Source organism: Allochromatium humboldtianum, assembly GCF_013385175.1.
GTDB classification, from domain to species: domain Bacteria; phylum Pseudomonadota; class Gammaproteobacteria; order Chromatiales; family Chromatiaceae; genus Thermochromatium; species Thermochromatium humboldtianum.
In genome coordinates, this window is record NZ_JABZEO010000001.1 from 404,167 (window position 1) to 430,031 (window position 25,865).

Annotated in this window: 14 protein-coding genes; 11 read left to right on the forward strand and 3 right to left on the reverse strand. The window is 64.8% G+C overall.

The genetic code is table 11. From position 1 onward, the window contains the following. The first annotated feature begins 76 nt into the window (after nucleotides 1-76). The 5 genes from HW932_RS01995 to HW932_RS02015 all read left to right on the forward strand — a co-directional run bounded on the left by HW932_RS01995 (nucleotide 77) and on the right by HW932_RS02015 (nucleotide 13,355). The gene (locus HW932_RS01995) at nucleotides 77-664 is read left to right on the forward strand and encodes a GNAT family N-acetyltransferase (RefSeq protein ID WP_176974821.1); all 588 of its coding nucleotides are present in this window, start codon (nucleotides 77-79) and stop codon (nucleotides 662-664) included. Continuing rightward, a complete protein-coding gene (locus HW932_RS02000; RefSeq protein ID WP_176974822.1) occupies nucleotides 657-1,676 on the forward strand; it encodes a tail fiber domain-containing protein in 1,020 nt (339 codons plus the stop codon). Before HW932_RS01995 ends, HW932_RS02000 begins: the two co-directional genes overlap by 8 nt. Further along, nucleotides 1,673-4,201, forward strand: a complete 2,529-nt coding sequence (locus HW932_RS21615; protein ID WP_222932184.1) for a lytic transglycosylase domain-containing protein — start codon at nucleotides 1,673-1,675, stop codon at nucleotides 4,199-4,201. The genes HW932_RS02000 and HW932_RS21615 overlap by 4 nt, the downstream gene beginning before the upstream one ends. Beyond that, entirely contained in the window at nucleotides 4,191-12,677 is an 8,487-nt protein-coding gene (locus tag HW932_RS02010; RefSeq protein ID WP_176974823.1) for a thermonuclease family protein, read from the forward strand. The genes HW932_RS21615 and HW932_RS02010 overlap by 11 nt, the downstream gene beginning before the upstream one ends. Nucleotides 12,678-12,854: 177 nt before the next feature. After that, complete coding sequence (locus tag HW932_RS02015; RefSeq protein ID WP_176974824.1) at nucleotides 12,855-13,355, forward strand: LPS-assembly lipoprotein LptE; 501 nt, start codon at nucleotides 12,855-12,857, stop codon at nucleotides 13,353-13,355. On the opposite strand, the gene HW932_RS02020 is transcribed toward HW932_RS02015, so the two are convergent. Then, nucleotides 13,352-14,164 carry an inositol monophosphatase family protein gene (locus HW932_RS02020; protein ID WP_176974825.1) on the reverse strand — a complete coding sequence of 271 codons (813 nt, stop codon included), beginning with the start codon at nucleotides 14,162-14,164 and terminating at the stop codon, nucleotides 13,352-13,354. The two genes, HW932_RS02015 and HW932_RS02020, sit on opposite strands and share 4 nt — an antisense overlap. A 101-nt stretch (nucleotides 14,165-14,265) precedes the next feature. Here HW932_RS02020 and HW932_RS02025 point away from each other — a divergent pair, with 101 nt between their 5' ends. From HW932_RS02025 to HW932_RS02045, 5 genes are all read left to right on the forward strand, one after another. Further along, the gene (locus HW932_RS02025) at nucleotides 14,266-15,774 is read left to right on the forward strand and encodes a mannose-1-phosphate guanylyltransferase/mannose-6-phosphate isomerase (RefSeq protein WP_176974826.1); all 1,509 of its coding nucleotides are present in this window, start codon (nucleotides 14,266-14,268) and stop codon (nucleotides 15,772-15,774) included. A gap of 53 nt (nucleotides 15,775-15,827) precedes the next feature. Continuing rightward, a complete protein-coding gene (gene ychF, locus HW932_RS02030) occupies nucleotides 15,828-16,919 on the forward strand; it encodes a redox-regulated ATPase YchF (protein WP_176974827.1) in 1,092 nt (363 codons plus the stop codon). Nucleotides 16,920-17,160: 241 nt separating this feature from the next. After that, on the forward strand, nucleotides 17,161-17,799 hold the full coding sequence (locus HW932_RS02035; RefSeq protein WP_176974828.1) for a CBS domain-containing protein: 639 nt from the start codon (nucleotides 17,161-17,163) through the stop codon (nucleotides 17,797-17,799). 17 nt (nucleotides 17,800-17,816) lie between these two features. Next, entirely contained in the window at nucleotides 17,817-18,338 is a 522-nt protein-coding gene (locus HW932_RS02040; RefSeq protein WP_246296599.1) for an HPP family protein, read from the forward strand. A 116-nt stretch (nucleotides 18,339-18,454) separates the two neighbouring features. Next, nucleotides 18,455-19,627: an NnrS family protein gene (locus HW932_RS02045; RefSeq protein ID WP_176974830.1), complete on the forward strand. Its 1,173-nt coding sequence runs from the start codon at nucleotides 18,455-18,457 to the stop codon at nucleotides 19,625-19,627. Here HW932_RS02045 and HW932_RS02050 read toward each other — a convergent pair. Further along, on the reverse strand, nucleotides 19,592-21,907 hold the full coding sequence (locus HW932_RS02050) for a nitric-oxide reductase large subunit (RefSeq protein ID WP_176974831.1): 2,316 nt from the start codon (nucleotides 21,905-21,907) through the stop codon (nucleotides 19,592-19,594). The genes HW932_RS02045 and HW932_RS02050 overlap by 36 nt on opposite strands. A 203-nt stretch (nucleotides 21,908-22,110) precedes the next feature. Between HW932_RS02050 and HW932_RS02055 the strand changes: the two genes are divergently transcribed. Continuing rightward, nucleotides 22,111-22,419: a helix-turn-helix domain-containing protein gene (locus HW932_RS02055; RefSeq protein WP_176974832.1), complete on the forward strand. Its 309-nt coding sequence runs from the start codon at nucleotides 22,111-22,113 to the stop codon at nucleotides 22,417-22,419. 103 nt (nucleotides 22,420-22,522) lie between these two features. Here the strand turns inward: HW932_RS02055 and HW932_RS02060 are convergent, their stop codons facing one another. Next, nucleotides 22,523-25,822, reverse strand: a complete 3,300-nt coding sequence (locus HW932_RS02060; RefSeq protein WP_222932185.1) for a DEAD/DEAH box helicase family protein — start codon at nucleotides 25,820-25,822, stop codon at nucleotides 22,523-22,525. Nucleotides 25,823-25,865: the final 43 nt, after the last annotated feature.

A 25,865-nucleotide genomic window follows, 5' to 3' on the forward strand; every position in this document is an offset into this window, starting at 1 on the left:
AGCGCACAGACCCAAAATCAGACCTTTAGAATCGGGGATGATTTTCAACGCGCTGTTGCGGAGTCGGCTTCCTGCTATGACCCCCCTTCATCAGATTCTCGCCCGTAACGCGGGCAGCGTTCTGACCCCCGAACTGATCGTCGGGATCGTTCACGGCTACGAGACGGCGATCTCCGACACGGTGTATTCCACGCTCGTAACGCATGAGCCGGTCCCTCCGGCTGTCGACGACCCACGCCTTGAGATCGACCGCCACGTCGTTGGTCCGTGGGTGGCGCAGCGTGTGGGCCTGTTGTCGGGCGATTGGGGGTCATTCGCCGCACTTGGGTTGCGCGAGAGCCCCGGTGGCCCTCTGGTGGCTGGGTGCATCCTCAACAACATCACCGATACCAACGCCAACGCGCATGTAGCCTTCGAGGGCCGGTACGCGCTTAAGCGTTGTTTGCTGTACGGGTTCTTCGATTACGCCTTCAACCAGCTCGGCCTGGAGCGGGTGACCGCTCTGGTCGACGCTGACAACGCGGATGCCTTGCGCTTCGATCAGCACCTGGGGTTCGCCCCTGAGTTCGTGATCCCGAAGGGCAACGGCGTGGACGTCGTCATGTTGGTGATGTGGAAAGACACCTGTCGGTGGATCAAGCCTCGGGAGCAATGCAATGGGTAAGAGTTCCTCGGAAGCCCCTGATTACACCTCTTTGGCCAGCGCGTCGGAGAAATCCGCGCTGTTGAGTTACGAACTAGGGATGGAGCAAGTCGAGCTGTCCCGGTCGCAGTATGAAGAACTGAAGCCGCTCTACGAGCAGATCACCGCGTCGTTGGTCGACACGCAAAACCAGACCAACAAGCAGGGCACGGACTACTACAACTACTGGAAGAACTCCTATCAGCCGGTGGAGCAGCGGCTCCTGGCGCAGGCGGAGTCGTTCAATTCGGACGCCTACAAGGAGGAGCAGGCGCGGCAGGCGGCGGTGGATGCCGCAAAGGCATACGCGGTCACGCAGCAGGCCAACAACCGCTCGATGGCGGCGATGGGGGTCAACCCGAACTCCGGGCGGTTTGCCGGGCAGCGGAACCAGTCCACGCTGGCATTGGCGGCGCAACGAGCCAACGCCATGACGAACGCGCGCTCGCAGGCCGAATCGACGGGCTACGCGCGGCTGCTGGATGCCACGAGCTTGGGACGCGGGCTGACCGGGGCGTCTACGGGAGCGTATTCGGTGGCCATCAATGCGGGTAACTCAGCCGGGGCGAATGCGTCGACGGCGGGTAACAACTACATGGCCGGGTTGAGTAGCGGGGCCAGCACGATTCAGGCCGGGCAAAGCCTGCAAATGAGCGGGCTGTCGAGCATCCTGAACTCGCAGACGAGTGTCTACAACAACTCGGTCAGCAGCAACGCAGATATGTGGGGCACGATCGTGGGGGCTGGGTTGGGGGCAGCAACGAAGTCTGACCGCCGCCTCAAAACGCAGATCCGGTTGGTCGGGTTCCTGGCCCACTTGGGCTTGGGTCTCTACACGTTTGTTTACCGGTTCGATCCCCGGCGTCGGTGGCTTGGTGTTATGGCCGATGAGGTCGCCAAGCGCTTCCCCGAGGCGGTTGTTACTCTGCCTTCTGGGTACCAGGCGGTTTACTACGACCAGTTGGGTCTTGAGTTGACAGAGGTACCCGCATGAGTTTTTCGGCAGGCTTTGCGCGCGGCGCTCAGATCGGAGACCTGCTCGCCCAGAACTTTATTGATCGTCGCGCCAATAAGGATCTCGAAGCCCTCAGTGACCTTGAGGTCATCGAGATCGAGGCGCCGGAGGTCGCCACAGGGTTGGGCGGGGAGGCAGCTTCGGGCAAGGAGTACGTCAAGCGCTATCAGTTCGGCGACAAGACCTACAGCAGCGCGCCGCCCTCCTATGAGGTCGAGTATGCCCGCGCCCAGCGCCGGGCCGAGCTTCTGCGCAAGAAGGGCAATGACTCGCTGGCTGAGCAGACGCTGCGCGAGGCTCGGGAGGCGTACAAGCTGGGCGGTCAGGAGTATCACGACTCCCTCGCACGACGCGCTGAGACGTTGTACTACGACGACCTCGGTGCGCCTCGCCCGATGGAGCAGTTGCTTGGTGATGAGCAGTTGCGGACTCAGTGGGTGGATTTGCTCAACGACTACGGGTTCGAGGACATCCGCGACGCCAACGGCAACCTGATCCGGGTCGAGGGACTTACGCCGACGCAGGATGGACGTCTGGCGTTGGACTTGGTGGTGTTCGATCCTAAGACTGGTGAGGTCAAGAGCCGTGGTCCCGCGACCCAAGGGCGAAGCTCTGAGGGTAGCGACCCGGTGGTGCTGTTCACGCCTGAGCAAGCCTTTTCCGGAATGCTCGACCATTTGCGGGGCCGAAGCGCGAAGTTCGCCGACATCGACAACCAAGGACGCCTGTATCGGGGGCGCCGGGGACTGATCGAAGGGATGCTCGGGGCGGAGTCACATGCCTCGGTGTCCTACGTCCCCAGCACCCGTGCTCAGCCCCAAGGGCTTGGCGGCGAGCGCCCGGATGCCCCGGACGTGGCGGAAGATCCAAGCGCCCTGGACTTCAGTGTCTTGCAGAACGCTCCGGCGGTTTCTGAGCGCTCCGTGCCGGAGAGTGTGGTGCCCGAGGAGCGGCAGGGCACTCGTACTGGGCGTTCGCTGCGGGAGGCCGCGCCGGTCCACATGCCTGATGACGTAGTCCCCCGTGAGCGCCAAGGCACTCGCACGGGGCGCTCGCTGCGGGAGGCCGCACCGACCCCCATGCCCGAGGAGGTGGTTCCCCGTGAGCGTCAAGGGGTTCGCTCCGGGCGGGGGTCTCGCAGCGCCTTGGGCTCGGAGCCAAGCGCCGAGCCCCAGCGCCAAGCGCCGGTCTCCGGGGCGTGGTCCCCGAACCTGGACTGGAAGCCGGGGTCGGCGATTCGCACCAAGGAGGACGCGCAAGGGGCGGCGGTCTATCACGCCACCCGCGCCGGGCTGCCGCCAGAGCTGTTCCTGAGTCTCGTCCAGCAGGAGTCGGGCTGGAACCCGACGGCGCGATCCAACAAAGGCGCGTGGGGCTTGGGCCAGATCATGCCTGAGACGGCCAGACAGCCGGGTTTTGGTGTGACGCCGGTGCGCAACAACACGCCGGAGGAGAACCTGCGCTTCAGCGCCGACTATCTCAAAGCGATGCTGGCTCGCTACGATGGGAATGTCCCGCTGGCTCTGGCCGCGTACAACGCCGGAGCCGGGGCGGTCGACAAGGCCGGTGGGATTCCGAACTTCCGCGAGACCCAGAATTACGTCCGCACGATCCTCGGTCAAGCAGGCGGCGGTTCGCCGGAACGTGGCAACTCACGCGCTGTGGGCGCATCCCGACAGGGGAGCCCCCGAGGGTTGGATGCGGCCATCCGTATGGCCACGCACTTCCCCAACGAGGTGAGCGTTAAGGACGCTGAGCGCTACGCCAACACCGGGCGCTTGGCCGAGCCGCAGTATCTGCGTGATTCCAAGGGCGGGGGTGCCGCGGTCGACCCTTACAACGGTCGCTCGCTCTGGGAGCGTGCGGCGACGGAGACGCCGATGACGGCGGCAGAGCAGGCCGAAACTCGCCTGAAGCTGGAGGAGCAGCAGTACAAACTGGCTCAGCAGCGGATGAAGACGATCGAGCAGGTCGGCAAGCACGCCTTCGGTGACGATTTCACGCCGCAAGTTGGCGCCATGATGGCGATCACGATGGACGCGCGTGGGATCGAGCCGACCCAGAAGAATCTCTCGACGGTCATGCATCACGCCAAGCGCACGACGGAAGCGGTGCAGGAGAAGATGAAGCCCCTTATCGGGCGCGGCCCGACGTTCCGCTCCTACTCGGTGGGGATGGCCGCGGGCGCCCTGGGCCTGACGGAGACGGAGGCAGGTGAGGTTGTCGACCGACTGGTCAAACCGATGCAGTCGATCGTCGGCGGCGAGAACATCAGCGAGGAAACGCAGCTTCACCTCATGATCGGGCTCGGCACGGTCCAGGAGCGCGCGGGTGTGACCCCGGCAGAGTCGGCGCAGATGATCCAGATGGCCATGCGCTACGGGTTCAAGGTGTCGGATCTGCTCCAGCACATCGAGCAGGCCAAGGAGCAAGGGGTGGAGTTGACTCCCTCGCGCTACGAACACGTCCTCGCCCAACAGACCGGACGCCGCCATGCTCAATGATGACCTTCAGCGATTCTTCGCCATCGACGCCGATACGGTGCGCGAGCAGGGCCGGGACGAGCGCGTCCGTCTGGTCGGGTTCGACGCCCCGGAGACGCGCAAGCCCTGGCGTGGCCAGCGTGGGCAACCGGGGGCGGATCTGGCCACCGAGGAGACGCGCTCGGCGTTGGAGCAGGGCGCGACGATCATCCCCGTGGGTGGCCGGGACGCGACGGGAACGCGCTCGATGGGACGGATGATCCGCGCCGACGGCGAGGAGCACAGCGAGTACATGATCCGCAACGGGCTGGCCTCGCCAACGCAGTGGAGCACGCAGTCGGAGATGGATCAGGAGCTCGCCGGGTTCTTCCGGCGCAACGCCCTGCCCGAGATGATGACCGACCAGGAGCGGGAGCTGGCGGCGCGACGCGAGGAGGCGCTGTCCACTCCGGCTGAGTTTGATTTGGCGGGCAACATCCGGTCGGGCGGGATGCCGGGCGGCACGGTCAAGCGCTCCTGGGATCGTGGCGTCGACAACATGCAGGCGATGCTCTACGCCTTCGGCAACGCTGTGGGCGACCAGCTCGGTGCCGAGGGCTGGGCGGAAGATGCCCGGCACGGCCTGGAGCGCAACATGATGGAGGCGGCGGTCAATCCGGCGAAGGTAGCCGATTGGGATGCTGTGACCTGGGACAACGTCGGTACCTATGCGCTCGAAGCCATCGTCGAGAACCTCCCGAACATGGGTGTGTCGTTGGGCGCGGGCCTGGCTGTGGCGGCTTCGGGCGGCACGGCGGCGCCAGGTGTGGCCGCCGCTGGTTTGGCGGCGCGCCAAGCCGCGGGCAAAGCGGCCATGCGCTTCGCGCTGGGTTCAGGGGCGGCGAGCTACGGGCTGAACGCCGGTGAGGTCCAGAAGGAGCTCCTGGAGGCTGGGATCGATGCTTCGGGCACGGCGCTGGTGGCCGGTATCCCGATGGCGGCGCTGGATGCGATCGGGTTGTCGGCGATGGCCGCCCCGTTGCTCAGGACTTCGTCGAAGACGGCGGCGCTCCAGATCCTGGAAGCGTCGGGGGCGAAGCTCTGGAAGGAAGCGGCCAAGGGGCTGGGTAAGGGCGCAGCGATCGGGGCGGCCGTCGAGGCGCCGACCGAAGCGCTTCAGGAGCTGATCCTACTGACAGCACGGGCGTATGAAGACCCGAGCTTCGAGCTCTTCAGCGAAGAGAACATCAAGCGCGTCCGTGAAGCGGCAATCAAAGGTGGTATCGCCGGTAGCGCGGTCAGCGCTTCGATCACCACGACTACGGACTCTGCGCGGCATCTGAGTGCGCGTGACATGGCGCGGCAAGCGGGTGTCACCCCGGAGATGACCGAGGCTCAGGCCGAGACCGCAATCCAGCAGTGGCGAGAGGCACAGGTCGCACGCGCCGAGACGCAGGTGACGGGCGAGCAACCCACGCGCGAGGTCACGGAGGATGAGACCTACCGGCAAGCCTACCCGCAGGACAACGTACGGCCGGTGGCTGAATACCGGAAGGCCGAGGGTTGGGACGAGGCCGCGTTCGGCGAACGCACCAGGATCATGAACAACCACCGGGTCGCGGCCACCGGGATGCACCGCAAGTTCGCCGAGAGGGGCTCGGCGACGGAAGGCGAGCGCGTGGCGCTGTACGAGGCTCGGACCCGAGCGATCAGCGAGGCACGCAACGCCCTCAACTACATCCGCCAGTTCTCCCCGGAGGCGTCGACAAAGGAAGTCCGCACGCTGGAGGACATCATTCGCCAGCAGGAGGAGCGGATCGCTGCCGAGGCGCAACTGTTCGGGCCGGTCGACCAGAACCGTCGTCTGACCGAGTTGACGGCGAATCGGGCCAGTCGGGATGGGGCGTCGTCTGAGTCGGTTCACACCCAGATCATGGAGGCGATCCCGGAAGCGACCGCTGAGGAGCTGGGGCAGTTCATTGCCAACCAGAAGGCGCGCGAGACGCAGTACAACGGGGAGGCCCGTTCAGCGATTCGCGCCGAGATCGCGGAGGCTGAGCGCTACCTCAAGGCGCTACGAGGCGAGGACGCACCGACCGGTGACCCAGAATGGGACACCTTCGTCGAGCAGTCGCGTGCGGCACATCGGGCGGCTTCTGAGGACTCGGCACTCAATCCCGAGCCCGCAGACGGCCGTATCGTGGTGGAGGAGACCTCGAACGAGGCACCGAGCGCTGAGAACCAAGCACTCACTCCCCCAAACTCACCACCGGAGACGACCGATGGCTTGCAAGAAGAAGGGCAAGGGCCAACGCCCGCCGAGATAACCCATGCCCCGAACGAGAGCGAAGGAGTTGCACCATCCGCGACCGCCGAGAACCGAGAGCCAGGAGATCAAGCCGCAACGCCTGGAGTGACGGCAACGGATCACAGCGCAGAACAAGCGGTGTTGGAGCCAAGGCGCCTGGAGCGACTGGCACACATCACGGCGGTCGGGGTCAATCTGAAGCCGAGTACGGTAGCCAGGAAACTCACGCCCGAGCAGAAAACGGAGGTCAAGGCGGCGTATGGCGAGACCAATTTCATCCGCGCCTGGCAGAAGCTCCAGGAGGAGCACGCCGCCCAAGCGCTGGGAACTGAGAACCGAGCCACTGACAACGGACAGCCCGTGGCTGAGTCCGCCGAGCCGGTGGCTGAGCAACGGCAACCGGAAGGAGCGCCGAGCGCTCAGCGCGATAGCCCGGTGCAGCGGATCAAGGCGCTCCAGAGCCGGTTAGAGGCCGCACGCGCGAAGCTGGGCCAGCGCTGGGCGCCGATCGAGGCGCTGATGGCCGAGGGACTTCAGGCCGGTCGCGAGCCCGTGGACGTGATGGAGGAGGCGCTGGCGCAAGCCCGCCAGATGTGGCGCGAGGGCCAGAAGCAAGCGCCGAGCACCAAGTCTGAGCACGAGGCGCTGGGGCTGACGCAACCCCAGCCGACACTGTCGGGACATCCGGCGTTCCGTGACAAGGATGCGGCCAAGTCGGATCAGGCCACGCACTTCATCGGCAAGGGCGCGGAGGGTTCCTCGACGGCGGCGTACCAGAAGGACTGGGCAGGCGTCGCCCCCGAGCGCGTCAACCAGCGACAGTACCCGCAAGGCGCCAAGGTGTTCGTGTCGATCAACGGCAACCACCCGGCGCGTACGCCCGTTCCGTTCAGTGAGATCCAGCCCGAGATCGATGCGGCAATCGATGCCAAGGCGACGATCATCGCGGACCCGAAGGCGGATCGTGAGCGCCCGTACAACACGGGTGAGCGCGACCTGGCAGCGTACCTGGCTTCGCGCGGGTACGAAGATCCCCAAGAGACGGGCATCTGGACGCCGAAGGCCGACACCGAGCCCCAAGCGCCAAGCACGGAGACCGAGGCGGTAGACCCGCTCGCTGAGCTCGCGCGTAGCGGCCAGATCGAAGATCCCCGCGCCTTGATTGAGGTGCTCGCCCAAGACCTCGACGGGGCGTTTCGGGAGTACATGATCGACCCGAAGTCGGTCAACGCCTACAGCCGGTTGCTGGAGGCCGCACGCAATGCCGGGTACGCCCGCGCCGGGCTTGAGCCCCCGCAGGCGACCCACGCGCGCACGCTCCAGGTTCAGACACCGAAGCGCCAGGACGCGGCTCAGCCGCCGAGCTTGGAAGAGGCACCGACGGCGGCAGCGGGGGCGGACAGCCTCGCTGCTGAGATCGCGGGCTTCGAGGCCACGTTCGAGGAACTGCTGCGCGAGCATCAGGACACGGAAGCCGCCGTGCTGGAGAACGAGGCCCATGCCGCACAGGACGAGACGTTCGAGGAACGCCTGTCGCGCGAGCGTGCCGAGATCGAGCGGGCGTACATGGAGGGGACATACCCGCCGAAGCCCGTGTCGCTGGTGGTCAACGTCAAGCCGGACGGTGTGAAGGCCGATGGCTTGATGGCCGACGCCGGTGTGGTGGTACTGATCGGGCGTCTGCTCCAGACGGTCACGGCAGAGGCCGGGCTCAAGGTTCAAGTGTCCCTGGCGCGCGGCGCTGAGCGCCAGACGGTCGCGCTGGATGACTTCACCTGGGATCTAGTCAACACGGATGGATGGTCGATGATCGACGTGCGCCTGGAAGGGCTGGTCGAGCCCGACCAGACCGTGCTGAGCGACAACCCGCAAGCGGCGTTGCAGAAGCTCGCGGAGATTTTCACGTCCGGTGCCAACAGTCCGAGGAACAAGGCGATGTTGCCGGTGGGTGACCTACCGGGCGTCAGCCACACGCAGGTCGCGGTCAACACGGTCGGCATTCGCCGTCTCGGACGGCAGTTGCGCAGTGACCAGCATGTGCTGGCCGACGAGACGGTCGAGCAGGCGTATCTGCGCGACTTCTTCGAGGGGCTGACCACGCTGACCGAGCTTCTGGGCACCTCGTTCAAGGGCGTGTTGTCGGGCGACCTGGTGATCGAGCAGAAGGACGGGGCGACGACTACGCTGCGGGATCTGCTGACCAACCTCAACGATCAGGCGGTGCTCTATCAGAGCTACGTCGACGCGCAACGCGCCGCGAGCGAGGCGCTGGACGACTACCTCTACCACGCCGGAGCGCTGGAGGCTGAGATCCAGGTGTTGTGGGCTGAGATCCAGGCCGAGCAGCAGGGCGCCAAGCTCCCGGCGCAGGCGCGGCGCGAGCTGACCCGGATCGACCAGGAACGGGCGGCGCTGGAGGTTCAGCGCGAACAGATGATTCAGGAGAAGCGCGGCCATGAGTACAACGCGCGGATGCGTGATCTGGGTGATCGAGTGGCGGCGCTCTATCGAAAGCGGACGCTCGATGGACCGACCCGAGGGCGGCTGAAGCGTCTGCACGAGGCGCGCCGAGCGCTGATGGAGCAGATTCGACCGCATCGCGACCGCTCTAAGCTGCACAACGTCTTGGCGCAAGAACTGCGCGCCGAACTTCAGACGCGGGAGATGCTTCCGACCGAGGCGATCAAGGATCTCGACTCTCGGGACTTGGCGCGCAGCGCTGACCGCGAGCGCGTCTCGCTGGCTGAGTGGCGCGCGGCTGAGGACGCTCTCAAGACGGCTGAAGCTGAGCTGGTTCAGGCGCGTGAGGCGCGGGCGAAGGCGTCCCGGCGTGAGGCTGTGCAAGCGCATCGCGCCGTGACCCAAGCTGAGCGCCAGATCAACGCTGCACGTCAGGCGTTGCGGGATCTCGCGGCGCGCGAGCGCTCGTATCGGGAACTGCGCGAAGCTGAGGGTCGGGCGGTTGAGAACGAAGACCAGACCGTCGAGACCGCCCTGGAGCGCGGCACCTATGAGCCGGGGCTTGAGACCGAGGAGCGGCAAGCACGCCGCTCAGCGCATGAAGGCCAGCGCGCGGCGCGTGGCGCCGAGCGCCAAGCCCCCGAGCGCGGTGTCGAGATCACGGTCACGCCGAAGCTAACTGGCGAGACGAGGGTCGAGCATCGGGCGGGCCATCGCGTTTCGGCGATCCTGGATCAAGTGCTGCGCGCGACGGCCTTGCGCCAGGACTCGGCAACCGACGTCCAGGTGACGACAGTCGATCAGGCGTCGCTGGAGACCGTGCTGGGTCAGATCGAGGCGCTGGGGCAAGAGCTCAGCGCCGCGATTGAGGCGATCAAGGTCGGACTGAGCGAGCCGCATCTGAAGCCTTCGGATCGCGCGCGGCTGAAACGGATGCTGGCTGAGCGCGAGCAAGACCTCGCGGAAGCACGCCACACCTACCGCTTGTTGCTGGACACGCGCCACATGCCCAATCCGGCCCGTGTCATCTACAACAACGGCTACGCCACGCCGTCGCTGCGGCAGCCGATCGTGGTGCTGAACGACACCATCCGGGGCGGGAAGTCGCTTCAAGAGACGGTGCGCTCGATCGCCCACGAGATCGGGCACATCATCCAGCAGGTCTACCTCGACCGGATGAGCCCCGAGGTGCGCGAGGCACTGGCGCGGGCGTTCCAGGCTGACAGACCGTTCGAGGGGATGCCGGAGAACGTCGTGCGCTCGGAACAGTTCGCGGAGTGGTTCGCGGATCAGACTGTGGCCTATGCCGCCCGCCAGGCGCCGCAACATGAGTCAGCCCTGGCGCAGTTCTTCCAGGACGTGGTCGACGCGCTTCGCGCCGCGTGGCGGGTGCTGCGCGCCCAGACTCAGCTCGATGAGACCTTCCGCCAGTTCCTTGAGGCGGTCAACGGGTACTACGGGGCTCAGGGCGAGTACCGGGGCTCCAGACTCCAGAATCAGGTGGCGGAGTCCCTGGCGTCGAGTGGCCGCTCTCCATTCCTGGCGCAACGTCGTCAGGATGACGCGCCGTTTCACAACATGGCGCCGGGGGAGCGACCCGGTCAGCACGACCTGAGCTTCCTCCAGCGCCGTCGCCTTGACCGGCTGCGGGAGGCGATCGACACGGCGCTGGACGACTGGAATGGCTCGCCGACCAAGGCGTCGATCGTCGATTTCGGTGGATGGCTGTCACGCAACACGTTCCAAACGCTGGCCTCCTGGTTCGACGCGCGCGGACCGATCATGAAGGAGATGGGCGCGCACTTCTACCGGCGCACGGATGCGCGGGGCAACAACCTGGGGCGTGGGGCGCCGTGGGAGACGGCCAACCGACAGGACTTCGCCCATGTCTGGAACACGATCCTGGAGCCTGCGCTTGGCCCCTTGCGCCGAGCGCCGGGACTCGTGAACACGCTCCTGGAGTCCGATCCGGGGCTGGAGCGCTCGCCCCTGTACGACGCTGTGCAGCAGGCGCTCATCCGCGAGACGCCACTGAACTCGATCCCGGACCCGCAGACGCGCGCGACGGTCAAGGGGTTGCGCGAGGCGCTGGAGAAGACGCGCCAGTTCCTGAACGCGGAGTACGGGCTCGACATCCAGAAGCGCGCCGATTACTGGCCGGTCGTGGTCGACATGGTGCGGTTCCAGCGTGACAAAGACTTGATCATCCAGACGTTGCGCCGAGAGCTTGGCATGGACTGGGCGGAAGCCGAGGCTGTCTGGGAAGACACCCTGAACAGCGACGGATCGATCATCGAATTGCTCAATGGGCAGATCGTGAGTGAGACCTCCAAGATCGTCACGCCGGGTTTCGAGTGGGGGCGGTCACGGCGTTGGAGCCCGGACATCCATCGCGTGCTGCGTGACTGGCAGGTCGACGACATCGGCGGGACGCTGCACCGGTACGCCACAGCCGCCGTCAAGCGCGGCGTGACGCAGAAGATGTTTGGCGCCGAGGTTGAGGTCCACAAGCGCGACGGGACCGTGGAGCGGCGCATGGACCCGATCAGCAAGCTCAATGTGGCACTCGCTCGGGCGCGGCACAGCGGGGAGCTGTCGGAGGCGGAGTTCAAGTTCGCCGCCGAGCAGGCGATCCCGGCGCTGTTCGGGCAGCTTGGGCTGGATGGCAACCAGGGCTGGCGGACACTCTCGTCGTGGGCCGTGACGTATCAGAACGTCCGGCTGCTGGGCTTCACGCTGTTCAGCTCGCTCGTGGACCCAGCGCTGATCCTCAACCGCAGTGACGTGCGTTCCACATGGAATGGTCTGCGGGCGATGATCCGGGCGCGGGGTATCGAGGAGGCCAAGGCTGAGCTCAAGGCGCTGGGTGCGTTGCGCTCGGACATGACCGAGGCGATCGTGAACGATCAGCTCGGCGGGATGTATATGGGCGGGGCGCCGCAACGGATCAACGAGGCATTCTTCCGGGTGATCCAGATGCACCGTTGGACGAACATGACGCGCGTCATGGCGCTGCATACCGGGAAGGGTTTCCTCGTCGACCACGCGCATGGCGCTCAGCACTCGGAGCTGAGCCGTCAGCGTCTGCGTGTTCTGGGGGTGACCCCTGAGCAGGTGTTGGCGTGGGAGGCGGCAGGAAAGCCTGTTGGAGACCGAGGGCACGCCGCCGTCAATGCGGCGCTCAACCAGTTCATCGATGACTCGGTGCTGCGTCCGAACGCGCCGTTGCGTGCAGCCTGGGCCTCAGATCCGCGTATGATGATGTTTGCGCATCTCAAGGGGTTTGCGTGGTCGTTCTACGAGCGGGCGCTGCGCCAGGTGTGGACCGAGAGCGTGCGACGTTGGGGTGATGAGGTCGGCCCGTGCAAGGCGTTGGCGTTGATGCCTGCGGTGACGCTCGCTGTCCCGGCACTGGCTCTGGCGCTGCTGGGCTATGAGCTTCGTCGTGAGATCGGGTGGTGGGGCAAGGTGCCCCCGCACATGGACAAGGATGGGTTGGATCTGCTGTGGGAACTATCGCAACGCGCTGGGTTCTACGGCCCCTTGCAGTTTATGATGGACGCCGAGCGCGCGGTGGACCAAGGGAACCGGGTGTGGCTGCTGTCGCTCCTTGGACCGCAGGTCGATCAGATTCAGGATGTCCTCAACAACGGCTTTGAGCACGCTGACAAGAGCTTCTGGCGGGCGATCCCAGGCGGCTTGCAGCAGATGCCCGCGGCGCGGCGGTGGTTCGATCGCGAGGTCTGGTGATTTCCAAAACTCGCGGGTAAGTAGTTGAATTTACAGGTACATAATTAGTCTTAGTGGTCGCTAATCTTGGGGTAGTTTTGGGGGTTAAATGAATCAAAATCAGACACCTAGCACTCTTGGTCTGCTCAATCTGGTCGTGTGAGTCGTGTGAAACGCCGGACGGGAGGGTCGATCGTCATGAGTCGGACGCGGATCGCGTTATATGGGCTGCTGGCGCTGGTTCTGGCGTTTCAGGCCGGTTGCGGCTTTCGGCTGCGCGGCAGCGTCGAGATCCCGCCCGAATACAACCCGATGCTGATTCAGGCGCCTGGTGGTTCAGCGGTCGAGCGTGCCATGCGCGACCTGCTGACCGGCAGTCAGATTCGGCTGACGACCAACCCGGCCGAGGCCAGGCTGACGCTGCGCATCCTGTCCGAAAACCGCTCCGCGCGGGTGGCGGCGGTCGATCTGAACGGCAAGACGCTCGCCTATGAGCTGCATTATCTGGTCAGCTTCGAAGCCGTCGCCATGGATGGCCAGACCCGCGTTCCGCGCCAGACGCTCGATCTGGCCCGCACCTTCGACAACCCCGACGTCGAGGTGCTCGGCAAACAGCTCGAACAGGCGATGATCTACGACGACTTCGCGGTCGAGGCGGCGGATCGTATTCTGATGCGGCTGCGGGCGGTGCTGCGCTAATCCACGTCGACTGCCAGTCCGAGACAGTGGCTCCAGGCGTGCAAGAGTTCGGTATTGGCGGCGGCGATGGCCAGCCGGGGTTCCAGGGTGATTTCGGGGCTGGGTTCGAGGCTGTCCGGGATGAGATGCCAGGCCGCCGCGCCGGCCTCATCGGCGATCAGGCGCCCGGCAGCATAGTCCCACAGCTTCTGGCCGCCATGCAGATAGAGCTGAAAGCGCCCGGCGGCCAGCCAGCACCATTCGAGCGCGACCGAGCCGAGATAGCGCTGTGAGCTGAAGCAGGTCTGGCGGGTGACGGCCCGCAGCAGTTCGGGCGGGAGCCGCTTGAGATCGACCATCGCCAAACAGTCGCGGACTGAACGGCTCGGCGCGAAAGGGCGGATCGGCTCATCGTTCAGCCAGGCGCCTTGGCCTCGGGCGGCGACGAAGCACTCGTCGCGCACCGGGTCGAGGATGGCGCCGAGTACCGGTCGCCCGCCCTTGATCAGCGCCAGCGAGATCGAGAACGCCGGAAAACCGGCGGCATAGTTGCTGGTGCCGTCCAGCGGGTCGACCACCCACAGGGCGCTGTCGGCGTTCCGGAGCATCCGCTCTTGCTCGACGGGCGTCATCTCCTCGCCGAGCAGCGGGATGCCTGGGAAGTCGCGGGCGAGCGCTTCGGTGAGGTAGCGTTGCGCCGCCAGGTCCGATTCGGTGACGAAGCTGCCGTCGGACTTGTGGCGGGCGGCGATCCCCTTCCAGTTGGGCAGGATGGCGGTCGCAGCGGTGTCGCGCAGCAGACGGGCGAGGTGGGTCGGTTCGGCTATCATCGTTCGCGGGCCTATTGGGTCAGGTGCTCTACACATCGCGCGCCGGACGCGCTTTAATTCAAACCTTTGTTTATCGATTCCAAGATATGGAGCCTGTCGCGATGCCCTTACAACCCGTCATTCTCTCCGGTGGATCCGGCACGCGACTCTGGCCGCTCTCGCGTGAAGCCTATCCCAAGCAGTTCCTGCCGCTCACCAGTGAGCATACCATGCTGCAGGAGACGGTCGGCCGGCTCGACGGTCTGGCCGAGGAGCATCCGCGTCAGGCCATTGCCGTGCGCGATCCGCTGGTGGTCTGCAACGATGCGCATCGCTTCCTGGTCGCCGAGCAGTTGCGGCTGATGGGGCGACGGGCCGCCGCCATCGTGCTCGAACCCAAGGGACGCAACACCGCACCGGCCCTGACGCTGGCCGCGCTCGTGGCCAATCAGTCGGACGCGGATCCGGTGATGCTGGTGATGCCGGCCGATCACAACATCCGCGACGAGCCGGGGTTCCGCGCCGCCGTGGCCGATGCCCATGCGCTGGCGCGTGACGGGGCGGTCGTCACCTTCGGGATCGTGCCGAGCGCGCCCGAGACCGGCTATGGCTATATTCGTCAGGGAGCGTCGCTCGATCGCACCGATCTGAGCGGGCCGGCCTACGCACTCGATGGCTTCGTCGAGAAACCCGATACCGAGACCGCTCAGGGCTATCTGGCCTCGGGCGAATATCTGTGGAACAGCGGTCTGTTCGTGCTGCGCGCCTCGGTGTGGCTGGCGCTCATCGAGCGCTTCCGGCCCGACATCGCGCAGGCCGTGACCCGCGCCTGCGAGAGCGCGACGAACGATGGCGATTTCCTGCGTCTCGACGCCGAGCTGTTCGCGGCCTGCCCGAGCGATTCGATCGACTATGCGGTCATGGAGCCGCTGGCGCGTGCGGTGCGGGATGGGGAGGGGAGCGATCTGCCACCGACGATCGTGATCCCGCTCAACGTCGGCTGGTCGGACGTCGGCGCCTGGTCGGCGCTGTGGGCGGTGCGCGAGCAGGACGCCAGCGGCAACGTGCTCGATGGCGATGCCTTCGTGCACAATGCCCACGACAATCTGCTGGTGGCCAAGCATCGCATGGTAGCGGCCATCGGCGTCGACAACCTGATCGTGGTCGAGACCCCGGATGCGGTGCTGGTCGCGACCAAGGAAGCGGCGCAGGACGTCAAGGCCGTCACACAGTTCCTCCAGCGTCAGCAGCGTGATGAATATATCCATCATCAGCGCGTGCATCGGCCCTGGGGTGCCTATGAGTCGATCGATCAGGGGGCACGCTATCAGGTCAAGCGCCTGACCGTGAAGCCCGGCGAGTCGCTGTCGTTGCAGATGCATCATCATCGCGCCGAGCACTGGATCGTCGTCTCCGGCACCGCGCGCGTGACCTGTGACGACAAGACGTTCCTGCTCACCGAGAACCAGTCGACCTATATCCCGGTCGGGGTCACGCATCGGCTGGAGAATCCGGGCCGTATCCCGCTCGAACTCATCGAGGTGCAGTCCGGCAGCTATCTGGGCGAGGACGACATCGTGCGTTTCGAGGATCGCTACAATCGCGATCCGGTCGAGCCGCGCCGGGACTGACGGTCGATCCTCCTCAACATTCTTTCTTCTGAAACAACGCGGTTCAATTCAACATGGGATTCAAATGCGGCATCGTCGGTCTGCCCAACGTCGGCAAGTCGACCCTCTTCAATGCCCTGACCAAGGCGGCCATCGCGGCCGAAAACTACCCTTTCTGCACCATCGACCCGAATGTCGGCGTGGTGCCGCTACCCGACCCCCGGCTCGATGTCATCGCCGGCATCACCAAGCCGCAGAAGGTGCTGCCGACTTCGATGCAGTTCGTCGACATCGCCGGACTGGTGGCCGGCGCCTCCAAGGGCGAGGGGCTGGGCAACAAGTTCCTGGCCAACATCCGCGAGACCGACGCCATCGCCCATGTGGTGCGCTGCTTCGAGAACGATGACGTGGTGCATGTGGCCGGCAAGGTCGATCCGCTCGGCGACATCGAGGTCATCAATACCGAGCTGGCGCTGGCGGACCTGGAGAGTGTGAGCAAGGCGCTCGACCGGGCGCAGCGCACGGCCAAGACCGGCGACAAGCAGATCCTCAAGCGCAAGGAGATCCTGGAGCGCGCACAGGTGCAACTCGACGCCGGCAAGCCGGTGCGCTCGTTAGGTCTGGACGAGGACGAGCAGGCCGAGCTACGCGATCTGTTCCTGCTGACCGCCAAGCCGACCATGTATATCGCCAACGTGTCCGAGGACGGTTTCGAGAACAATCCGCTGCTCGATCAGGTGCGGGCGCTGGCCGAGAGCGAAGGCGCCGTGGTGGTGCCGGTGTGCGCGGCGATCGAGGCCGAGATCCTGGAACTCGACGATGAAGCGCGCGATGAGTTCCTGGCCGATCTCGGGCTGGAGGAACCGGGTCTGAACCGGGTGGTGCGCGCCGGCTATCGGCTGCTGGGTCTGGAGACCTATTTCACCGCCGGACCCAAGGAGGTGCGCGCCTGGACCATCCCCAAGCAGTCCAGGGCGCCACAGGCCGCCGGCGTCATCCACTCCGACTTCGAGCGCGGCTTCATCCGTGCCGAGGTCATCGGCTACGAGGACTTCGTCGCCTGCAAGGGCGAGCAGGGCGCCAAGGAGGCCGGCAAGCTGCGCTCGGAAGGCAAGGAGTACGTCGTCCAGGATGGGGACGTCATCCACTTCCGGTTCAACGTCTGAGTCGATACAGCACTTTCCGGAGATTTCTGCGGGCCGCCGAAAGCCCGCAAATCTCCGCCAACTCCTCTGAAATCCTGACAGTGAGGTACTGTCAGGCCCGCCGCGATCTCTGCCCGCTCTGCCTGTGTTGCGTCCCGTGTGATGACGTGCCCCCTGGACTTGACCTGCATCAAGGCGTCAAACGTCGTGCGCGTATGCAATGAGCCAACCGGCGAATCCATCGCCCTGGAGGATTTTGGCCATGACGCAGCGCTCGACCCTCGACTTGTCGGAGCCGCCGTCCGCTCAGGACGACCCCGCCGAGATCGAGCTCACCGACGATGACATCCTGGAGGCGATGCGCGAGATCCCCGGCTATCTCGACATCACCACCATGGATTTCCGCGCCGTCTACCGTCTGGCCCATCGTCACGCGATCGACCGGCTGTTCAGCGGGATCACCGCCGGACGGCTGATGCGCCGCGAGGTCAGTCCGCTGACGCCCGAGATCCCGCTCGCCGAGGCCATCCCCAGCTTCGTGCATCAGGGGTTGAAATCGCTGCCGGTGGTGGACGGGCAGAGGCGTGTGCTTGGCATCCTGACCGAGACCGATGTGCTGCGCTGGCTTGGGGCTGAGACCTTTCTTGGCCTGCTGGCGCGGGTGATCATGGATGATTCGTGCATCAAGTCGGAACAGCACCATCGCCCGGTCGGCGAGTTCATGACCTCGCCCGTGGTGAGCGTGCCGCTGGACGCCGGACTGCGCGAGTTGCTTGCCGCCTTCGCCAGCCATCCCGGCCGCGCCATGCCGGTGATTTCGACCGATGGGCGTCTGGCGGGGTTGCTTCTGCGCAAGGTCTTTCTGAGCGCCTATCACCTGGATCGCCAGTCATGGGGTTGAGGAGCTATTTGAGCAAGATGCGCGGCAGCCTCCATGGCAGCCCGCCCCGCGTCAGCCGGCCGGAGGTGCTCTGGTCGTGGATGGGCGCCTTCCTGGGGATGGCCGCCGTCGCCTGGATCAATCAGTGGTTCTTCGCCGGGACCGATCTGACGCTTGCCATCGGCTCGCTCGGCGCTTCGGCGGTGCTGGTCTTCGGCGCGGTGCGCAGCCCGCTGGCCCAGCCGCGCAATCTCATCGGCGGGCATGTCATCTCGGCGCTGGTGGGCGTGACCTGCTGGCAGTGGCTGGGCGGCGAACCCTGGCTGGCGCAGTCGGTCGCGGTCGCCACCGCCATCGCCCTGATGCACCTGACCCGCACCCTGCACCCGCCGGGCGGTGCGACCGCGCTCATCGCCGTCATCGGCTCCGATCAGGTGCATGCCATGGGCTATCTCTTCGTGCTGTTCCCGGCCACGCTGGGACCACTGGTGCTGCTGGTCGTGGCGCTACTGTTCAATAATCTCCCCGCCACCCGGCGCTATCCTGAGTTCTGGCTGTAGCCGACTCGACCCGGCTGTACGCCGCTCGCCGCTTGACCCGCATCAAGGCCCGCAGACAGCACGGTCGCTAGCCTGCACTCAAGCTCCGCTGCAACCGCCAACCGGCCCGGATTCGCATGACCCTCACCGCCCGTCTCAACGCCGCTCCCGTCCTCGCGCTCGGGTTCCGTCCCTTCTTTCTCGCCGCCGGTCTGGCGGCGATCCTCTCCGTCGCTGTCTGGCTGGCGATCCTGAGCGGTCTCTGGCCTCAGCCGGGCCATCTCGCCGGCACTGCCTGGCACGCGCACGAGATGCTGCTCGGCTATCTCGCAGCGGTGATCGCCGGATTCCTGCTCACCGCCGTGCGCAACTGGACCGGGATGCCGACCGCAACCGGCGCTCGACTCGCCGCGCTGGTCGGTCTCTGGCTGGCCGGACGGCTCGCGCCCTGGGTCGGGTTGCCGCCGCTGCCGGTCGTTCTGCTCGATCTCGCCTTTTTTCCGGCGCTGGCGCTCGCACTCCGGCACCCACTCTGGCACGGTCCCAATCCGGTCAACCGGGTCTTTTTGCTGGTCTTCGCCGGGATGACGGCCGCCAGTGCGATGGTCCATCTGGAGGCGCTCGGCCTGCTCGTCGGCGGCGCCACGCGCGGTCATCGCCTGATGCTCGGTCTGATCGTGCTGGTGATGCTGCTGGTCTCCGGGCGGGTCATGCCCTTCTTCATCAAGAGCGCCCTCGCCAACGCGCAACCCCAGGTGTTTCCGATCCTGGAGCGACTGGTCTTTGTCGTCGCCGCCGGGTTGCTGATCGTCGATTTCGTCCAGCCGCTCGGGCCGGTCGCGGGCGGTCTGGCGCTGACCCTGGGTCTGCTGCAACTGGCGCGGCTGATCGGCTGGCACGACCGGCGGATCTGGAACACGCCCATGCTGACCGTGCTCTACCTTGGCCTGCTCTGGCTCGCGCTCGGTCTGATCCTGGACGGGCTGCCGGCCTTCACCGGCATGACGCCGCGCGCGGCCCTGCACAGCCTGACCGTGGGCGCGATCGGGGTATTGACGCTGGGCATGATGGCGCGGGTGGCGGTGGGTCATACGGGTCGACCCATGCAGGCGGCGCCGCTGACGCTGCTCGCCTTCGTCCTCATCAATCTCGCGGCGGTCCTGCGCGGACTCGCGCCCCTGCTTGCACCCGCCGGCTATCAGACCTGGCTGACGGCCGGCGGGCTGTGCTGGATCCTGGCCTTCGGACTCTTTCTCTGGGTGCATGCCCCCATGCTATGGAGCCCGCGACCCGATGGCCGACCGGGTTGAATCGGTAAGCACGGCACGGCGGCGCCACGGATCGCGATAGGCCAGCAGAAGCCCGATGACGAGCGGAACCACGCCGAACAGGATGAAGACCGAATCGCCCCAGATCCGCATCCATTCGACGTAGCGGGCGAGCGACGTGGCCGTGTAGTTCAGCGAGCGGGCGTGCCAGTACCCGTTCTCCAGTACGTCCCGCAGTTGCAGCACGCCGCCCGGCAGCAGGCTGAGAAGGATCATCAGAGCCAGACCAATGTTCAGCCCCCAGAAGCTCACTTTCAGACAGGTCTCGACCAGTGGCCAGCGCTCGTCGCTGGTGATCTCGCGCAGCAGATAGGCCATGAGTCCGACCGCCAGCATGCCAAAGACGCCGACGAAGGCGGCATGGCCATGATTGATGGTGAGCGTGGTGCCGATCTCGTAGTAGCTCACGATCGGCATGTTGATGAGGAAGCCGAAGACCCCGGCGCCGGTGAAGTTCCAGAAGCCGACCGCCATCAGGAAGAAGAAGGTCCAGCGGTGCGGGTAAACCGGGCCGCCGCCCCGGCTCACACGGTAGAAATCCCAGGCATCCAGCGTCAGCAGGGTCAGCGGGACGACCTCCAGCGCCGAGAAGGTGGCCCCGAGCGCCATCGCCAGTTCGGTCTGGCCGGTGAAATACCAGTGGTGGGCGGTGCCGATCAGACCGCCGCCGAAGTAGAGGATGGCGTCGAGATAGATGACCCGGATCGCCGTGAGCCGCCGCACCAGGCCGAGCTGGTAGAAGATGACCGCGACGATCACGGTCACGAAGAACTCGAAGAAGCCCTCGACCCAGAGATGGATCAGCCAGAACCGCCACATGTCGACGACCGAAAAATGCGTCGTGCTGCCGAAGAAGAACGCCGGGAGATAGAAAAACGGAATCGCGAAGGCGGCGATCAGGAAGAAGTTGACGAAGGTGCGCCGCTCGGGATCGGCCCGCGCCGGTTTCACGGCACGCAGCACCAGCCAGAACCAGAAGAACAGACCCGCCGCCAGCAGCATCTGCCAGAAGCGCCCGATCTCCAGATACTCCCAGCCCTGATTGCCGAGCCAGAACCACCACCCGCCCAGCAGGTCATTGATGCCGAGCCACTGACCGAGCAGGCTGCCGACGACCACCGCGACCAGTGCCCAGAAGAGCGTGTCGATCAGCCGGCGTTGATGCGTCGGGTCGCCGCCGCCGAGCGCCGATGCCACGAACAGCGCGCCGCCCACATAGGCCGTGGCAACCCAGAAGATCGCCAGTTGCAGATGCCAGATGCGCAACAGGTTGCTCGGCCAGAGGGTCGAGAGATCGAACCCATAAAAATTCTCCGGCTCGGCGCGGTAGTGTGCGATGCCGCCGCCGATCAGCACCTGCGCGAGAAAGAGCAGGCCGGCGATGACCATGAATTTGAGTGTCGCCGACTGGGCCGGCGTGATGGCGACCGGCGTGGCCATAGCGAGCCGGGAGCGAGCCGCCGTGTCGTCCCCGTGCCAGCCGAGATAGGAGAATTTCCCGAATGCCAGCAGCACGATCGCGATGCCGCCGAGCAGAAATATCAGACTGATGGCGCTCCATAAGAGCGCGCCGGAGGTCGGATGATTGCCGACGAGCGGGTCATACGGAAAGTTGTTGGTATAGGAGTGCGTAGTGCCGGGCCGCTGCGCGGCGGCCGCCCAGGCGGCCCAACTGAAAAAGGCGGTGAGCTGGCGTAGCTCGGTGGGATCGGTCACGGCGCCGCCGGCGAGTCCGCCGTTGTCGGCCGGACTCTGGAAATAGGCGGTCCAGGCGGCGATCTGGGCGTCGAATGCTGCCTGGCTATCGGCCGGCAGGCTCAGGATCCCGGTGGCCGGGTCGTAGCCGTTGCGCTTGAATTCGGCGGCGACCGAGCCGTCGACGCCGGCGCGCTCGTCGGCGCTCAACTCGGTGTAGGCTGTCTGAAAGCGGGTCTGGGCCAGATGCTCGGCATGATGCAGGGCGAGGCCGTGCAGCGTCTGCGCCGAGAAGTCCGGACCCAGCATGCCCCCGTGGCCCCAGATCGTTCCGTTGTCCATCAGGCCGTATTTGAGAAAGACCTCCTGGCCGGCGGCGACGTCCTCGGCGGTGAAGACGACCGCTCCGCTGGGATCGACTGCCCGCGCCGGGATCGGCGGCGCGTTCTCATAAGTCTTCATCGAGAGCAGGATCAGGAGCGAGAAGCCGACGATCATCACGATCGCCAGTGACCGTGGCCACCATGGCGAAAGGGTCTCGGTCGGTGTGGTCGTTGGTGTGGGCATCGTCAGTTTCCTCCTGTGAGTGTCCTGTGCCGATCGTAGGCGACCTGAGTTTTAGGGGCGACCGCTCGACCGCTGCACAGCGTATTGAAAGACTGACCGAAACAGTTCGTGCTGTCTGTTTGATGACGCACGAACGCCACCTGCAAATCAAAAGTCATTATAATAGCTCTTAAAATCTCTTGTGTGATTCTAGAGCCATAAAAATGGTTTTTGCCCTTGCATTACCCGCTGAGATCCAGCAGACGCTGGGTTCTCGTCTGCGGACACAGCGTCTGGCCCAGGAACTCTCACAACGCGATCTGGCCCAGATGGCCGGGCTGTCCCTGGGGGCCGTGCGCAAGCTGGAGCGGGATGGTCAGAGTTCGCTGGAAACCCTGGTCCGCGTGGTCCAGGCGCTGGGGCTGGTCGAGGATCTGGAAGACCTGTTCGTGCTCAAGCGCCGGTCCATCGCGCAGATGGAGCAGGCCGAGGCGGCCGGACAACGCCGACGCGCACCACGGCGGAAAGTCTGATGCAGGGGTTGATCGTGCATTACAGCGGCTGGGGTGAGGACTGGCCGCTGGAACACGGACGGCTGATGGCGTCCGTGTTCAGCGCGGATCAAGTCGATGGCGTTCATCCGGAGATCTTTGCAAACAGCTTTTTCAGGTAGTTGCTTGCACCATCTTCCATGAACAGCACGTTGCGGTTTTCCAGATCGGCCTTTTTTGTCGGGTCGCCCACGTTGAGCAGATCGGCGAACTTCGTCGGCGACAGGACGAAGGCATTCAAGACCAACGGCGGTTCGCCCGCTTTGGCCTGCGCCGCCAGGGTCTTCTCCAGCGTCTTCACTTCCTTGTAGAGACCCAGCTTGGGGTGCGACAGGTCGAGATTGCGCAGACCCTTCGGATCGACGAAGGTCAGCCACTGCTTACCGCTGATATCGTCAACCAGCCACAGCAGGAAGTCCGGATAGAAGTTGCCCGCCAACGCGAAACCCAGGCCTTTCTCTTCCCGATCCGCATTGCGCAATAGGTAAAGACTGCGCGGACCAATGGCTTCCTTGCCTTCGCCTGAGTTGTAGAACGCCTTCAGATCGCGGACAAACCTCCATTCGCTCGGCGCGTCAAACGTCGGCGGGCGCAGCTTCAGCGGCACAGCATCCTTGTCCTCCAGTGCCAGGAGCGGGTAGTACAGGTGTCGGTCGAAGCTGATGGCCACCATGTGCGGCGCGTTCCATTGGCCGGCCTCGCCGATCTTACCGTCCGCCACCAGTTTCTTCAGCACTTCCAGCTTCGCCTGATACTCAAGACCGTCGTCGCTGTTCTCGATCTCGAACCGGTAAAGCTTGAGCATCGCCCCGTGATCTTCATCGATGTGGGTGATGTCGTAGAACTGGCCTTCGTAGCCGGTCTTCAGGGCCTTGTAGAAGCGGTCGGTATAGTCCGTCAGCAGTCGCAGCAGGATGTCTTCCTGCTTGCGGATGTCGGCGAAGGTCGTGACGTTCAATTCCGCCGCCGGAATGAACAGTGTGTACCAATCCTGCGCGCCTGCGCAGAAGTCGATCAGCTTCCGCCGTTCCAGCCGCAGGTTGCTCCAGCTACGCTGCAGCTTGTAATCCTGCAAGGCCAGATAGAGGCGATCCCAGTCGAAGGCCGCGAACAGTGTCTGATTCAATGTGCCCTTGTTGCGGGCTTCCGTCGTTGAGGCTGTGTCCTTGTCCTTGCCGGACAGCGCTTCGACGCGCGGGTAGAGGTCAAGCACCACATGGGGTGGCTTGATCTTGCCCTGGAACGGCGCGGGAATCTCGTACAGCCACGGGAAGTGCTTACGCTTGAACCCGAGTTTCTGGTTGTCCTTGTAGCCATCCTTCAGCGCCAAGGTCTTGAGCTTGCCCTTGGGCAGGTCGGCGCGGGTCGGGAAGTCCAGCTCCAGCACTTCGTCACTGGGCGTGATGCCTTCCTCGCGCAGGTAGTCCTTGAACGCCGCCATGTAACCGGCGCGCACGCCGAAGATGTTCAGCGTTTCCAGTTTGTCCAGATGCACGCCCTTGGGTCTGTCCTGCGGCAAGCTGCGCTTGAGCGAGAAACCTTTGCCCTTGAGTCGCACCCCGCGCCCGAACAACTGGATTATCTGCGACCCTTCACCTTGACCCATGTTCAGTAGACCCATCGTGGATACGCGCCAGCTGCTCCAGCCTTCCGTGAACTTGCGCGAGCCGATCAGTAGGTTCAAGCGGCTGTCCTTGTTGTTCAGCGTACCGAATAGCGCGCCGCCGAAGTCATCGCGTTCGCTGTCGAAGGCCGGCTGGTCTTCCGCCATGCCGAAGAAGCCGGCATCGTCGCCGATATTGATGAGGCCGAAGGGCTCGGCATTGCCCACGCGCAACGCCAGTTCGCCTTTGCTGCTCTTGATGTTGATCAGTTTCAACCGCTGACGGGCCGAGGCATTGAACACGCGCCGCAGGATGTCGGCGTACAGCGCGTCCACGCGACCACTGAAGCCCATCAAGGGCGTAAAGCGCCCGCTGAAGATGTTGTTGCCCTTGGCGTCCAGGATCTGCGCCTTGTCCGCAATCATCTCGGCCAGCCAGATCTTGATCTGCGCATCGCTGTTCAGGAAGTCGGCGAGGAAGTTCACCACATCCAGAATGTCAGAATCCTCACCCGACACCGTGTTGCCCACGAATATCCACAGCGGCTTTTCGATGTTGAAGTCCGTCAACTTGTCGCCGTGCGTGCTCCACAGCCAGAGCTGCTGGTAGTAGGCGAGCAGGCAGGCGGTGAAATACTTGCGCGCGTTGTCGGCCTGTTCATAGGCCGCGCCATTCATGTTGAGGATCAGCGATTCCTTGCCGTAGCCGTCCTCATAGAAGAACTTGTACGAGTAGTCGAACAGGATGCACTTGGCGTAGATCTCGCGGGTAGCGGTGATGCGCGCGCGTCGCTTGTCCTCGGCGGTCAGCGCCAACTGCGCCTTCTGCCCGTCGTCCAGCTTTTTCAGGCTGGTCGTCTCGAACAGCATCTTGGCGCGCTTTTTCCGGATGTCTTCTTCTGCGTCAGCCACGGTCATGCCCTTGGCCACCGCCTGCCCGAATGTGGCCGAATACTCAAAGGCAAAACCGCCGCGCACCAGGGCCTCGCGTCGCGCCATCCATGCGCCTGCCGCCGTGCCCGTGCCGCGATGTCCTTCGTCCACCAGCACGAGGTTGTTGCCCTCGAAGGCCTCCACGGCGACCGTCTTGTCGCCCATCTCGTCGCCCAGTTTGTTGATGTCGATGATCTCGATGGCGCCGCGCGTCGGGGTCTGGGCCTTGTTGAAGAACTGCGCGAAGCCGAAGCCGGACAGGTGCAGCTCTTCCAAGTGCTGGCGCGACAGACCCTCATTGGGTGTGAGCAGGATGATCTTGCTCGGATAGTGATCGTGTCGCCCGGCCTGAAAATAGTGCAGGTATTGGCGGATGTTGACATGCAACAGAAGCGTCTTGCCGCTGCCGGTGGCGTTCCAGAAGGCGATCTTGTTCAGATCGTCCGCCTCGAAGTCACGGAAAGGCTCCGCGCCGTTCTCGGCGCGGTAGCGAATCATCTCCTCGTTCAGACCGTCCAGCAGGTCTTGGCGATGGTTGAAGTACCAGTCCAGATACAGCTCGGTGAACAGCAGCGAGAGGTACTGGAAGTACTTCATCTGCAGTTCGTGGCCTTCCAGCGTGTTGCGCTGGGCGGTGATGGCCTGCCAGTGGGCGACGATGTTCAGGTCGTAGCGCCGCAGCTCGGTTTCAGACACCTTGTTGAGATCGAACAAGCCTCGGATCAGTTCATGAAAGAACTTGGTCTGGCCATCCTCGTCGATGCCCTCGAAGCGGTCATCGCCCAGACGCATCTTCAGTGCTGCCGGCGTGCCGCCCTGAAAGAAGCCCAGCACCCAGCGATTGAGCACCAGTTCCTGATGGAAACTGCGTTTCTTTTGATGTTTTGTTTGC

What these genes read in the sequence shown, in the direction of transcription:
- HW932_RS02015 (WP_176974824.1), top strand. Translation starts at nt 12,855, where the DNA reads ATGAGTCGGACGCGGATCGCGTTATATGGGCTGCTGGCGCTGGTTCTG.
- HW932_RS02000 (WP_176974822.1), top strand. Translation starts at nt 657, where the DNA reads ATGGGTAAGAGTTCCTCGGAAGCCCCTGATTACACCTCTTTGGCCAGC.
- ychF (WP_176974827.1), top strand. Translation starts at nt 15,828, where the DNA reads ATGGGATTCAAATGCGGCATCGTCGGTCTGCCCAACGTCGGCAAGTCG.
- HW932_RS02040 (WP_246296599.1), top strand. Translation starts at nt 17,817, where the DNA reads ATGCGCGGCAGCCTCCATGGCAGCCCGCCCCGCGTCAGCCGGCCGGAG.
- HW932_RS01995 (WP_176974821.1), top strand. Translation starts at nt 77, where the DNA reads ATGACCCCCCTTCATCAGATTCTCGCCCGTAACGCGGGCAGCGTTCTG.
- HW932_RS02035 (WP_176974828.1), top strand. Translation starts at nt 17,161, where the DNA reads ATGACGCAGCGCTCGACCCTCGACTTGTCGGAGCCGCCGTCCGCTCAG.
- HW932_RS02025 (WP_176974826.1), top strand. Translation starts at nt 14,266, where the DNA reads ATGCCCTTACAACCCGTCATTCTCTCCGGTGGATCCGGCACGCGACTC.
- HW932_RS21615 (WP_222932184.1), top strand. Translation starts at nt 1,673, where the DNA reads ATGAGTTTTTCGGCAGGCTTTGCGCGCGGCGCTCAGATCGGAGACCTG.
- HW932_RS02020 (WP_176974825.1), bottom strand. Translation starts at nt 14,164, where the DNA reads ATGATAGCCGAACCGACCCACCTCGCCCGTCTGCTGCGCGACACCGCT.
- HW932_RS02045 (WP_176974830.1), top strand. Translation starts at nt 18,455, where the DNA reads ATGACCCTCACCGCCCGTCTCAACGCCGCTCCCGTCCTCGCGCTCGGG.
- HW932_RS02050 (WP_176974831.1), bottom strand. Translation starts at nt 21,907, where the DNA reads ATGCCCACACCAACGACCACACCGACCGAGACCCTTTCGCCATGGTGG.
- HW932_RS02055 (WP_176974832.1), top strand. Translation starts at nt 22,111, where the DNA reads ATGGTTTTTGCCCTTGCATTACCCGCTGAGATCCAGCAGACGCTGGGT.
- HW932_RS02010 (WP_176974823.1), top strand. Translation starts at nt 4,191, where the DNA reads ATGCTCAATGATGACCTTCAGCGATTCTTCGCCATCGACGCCGATACG.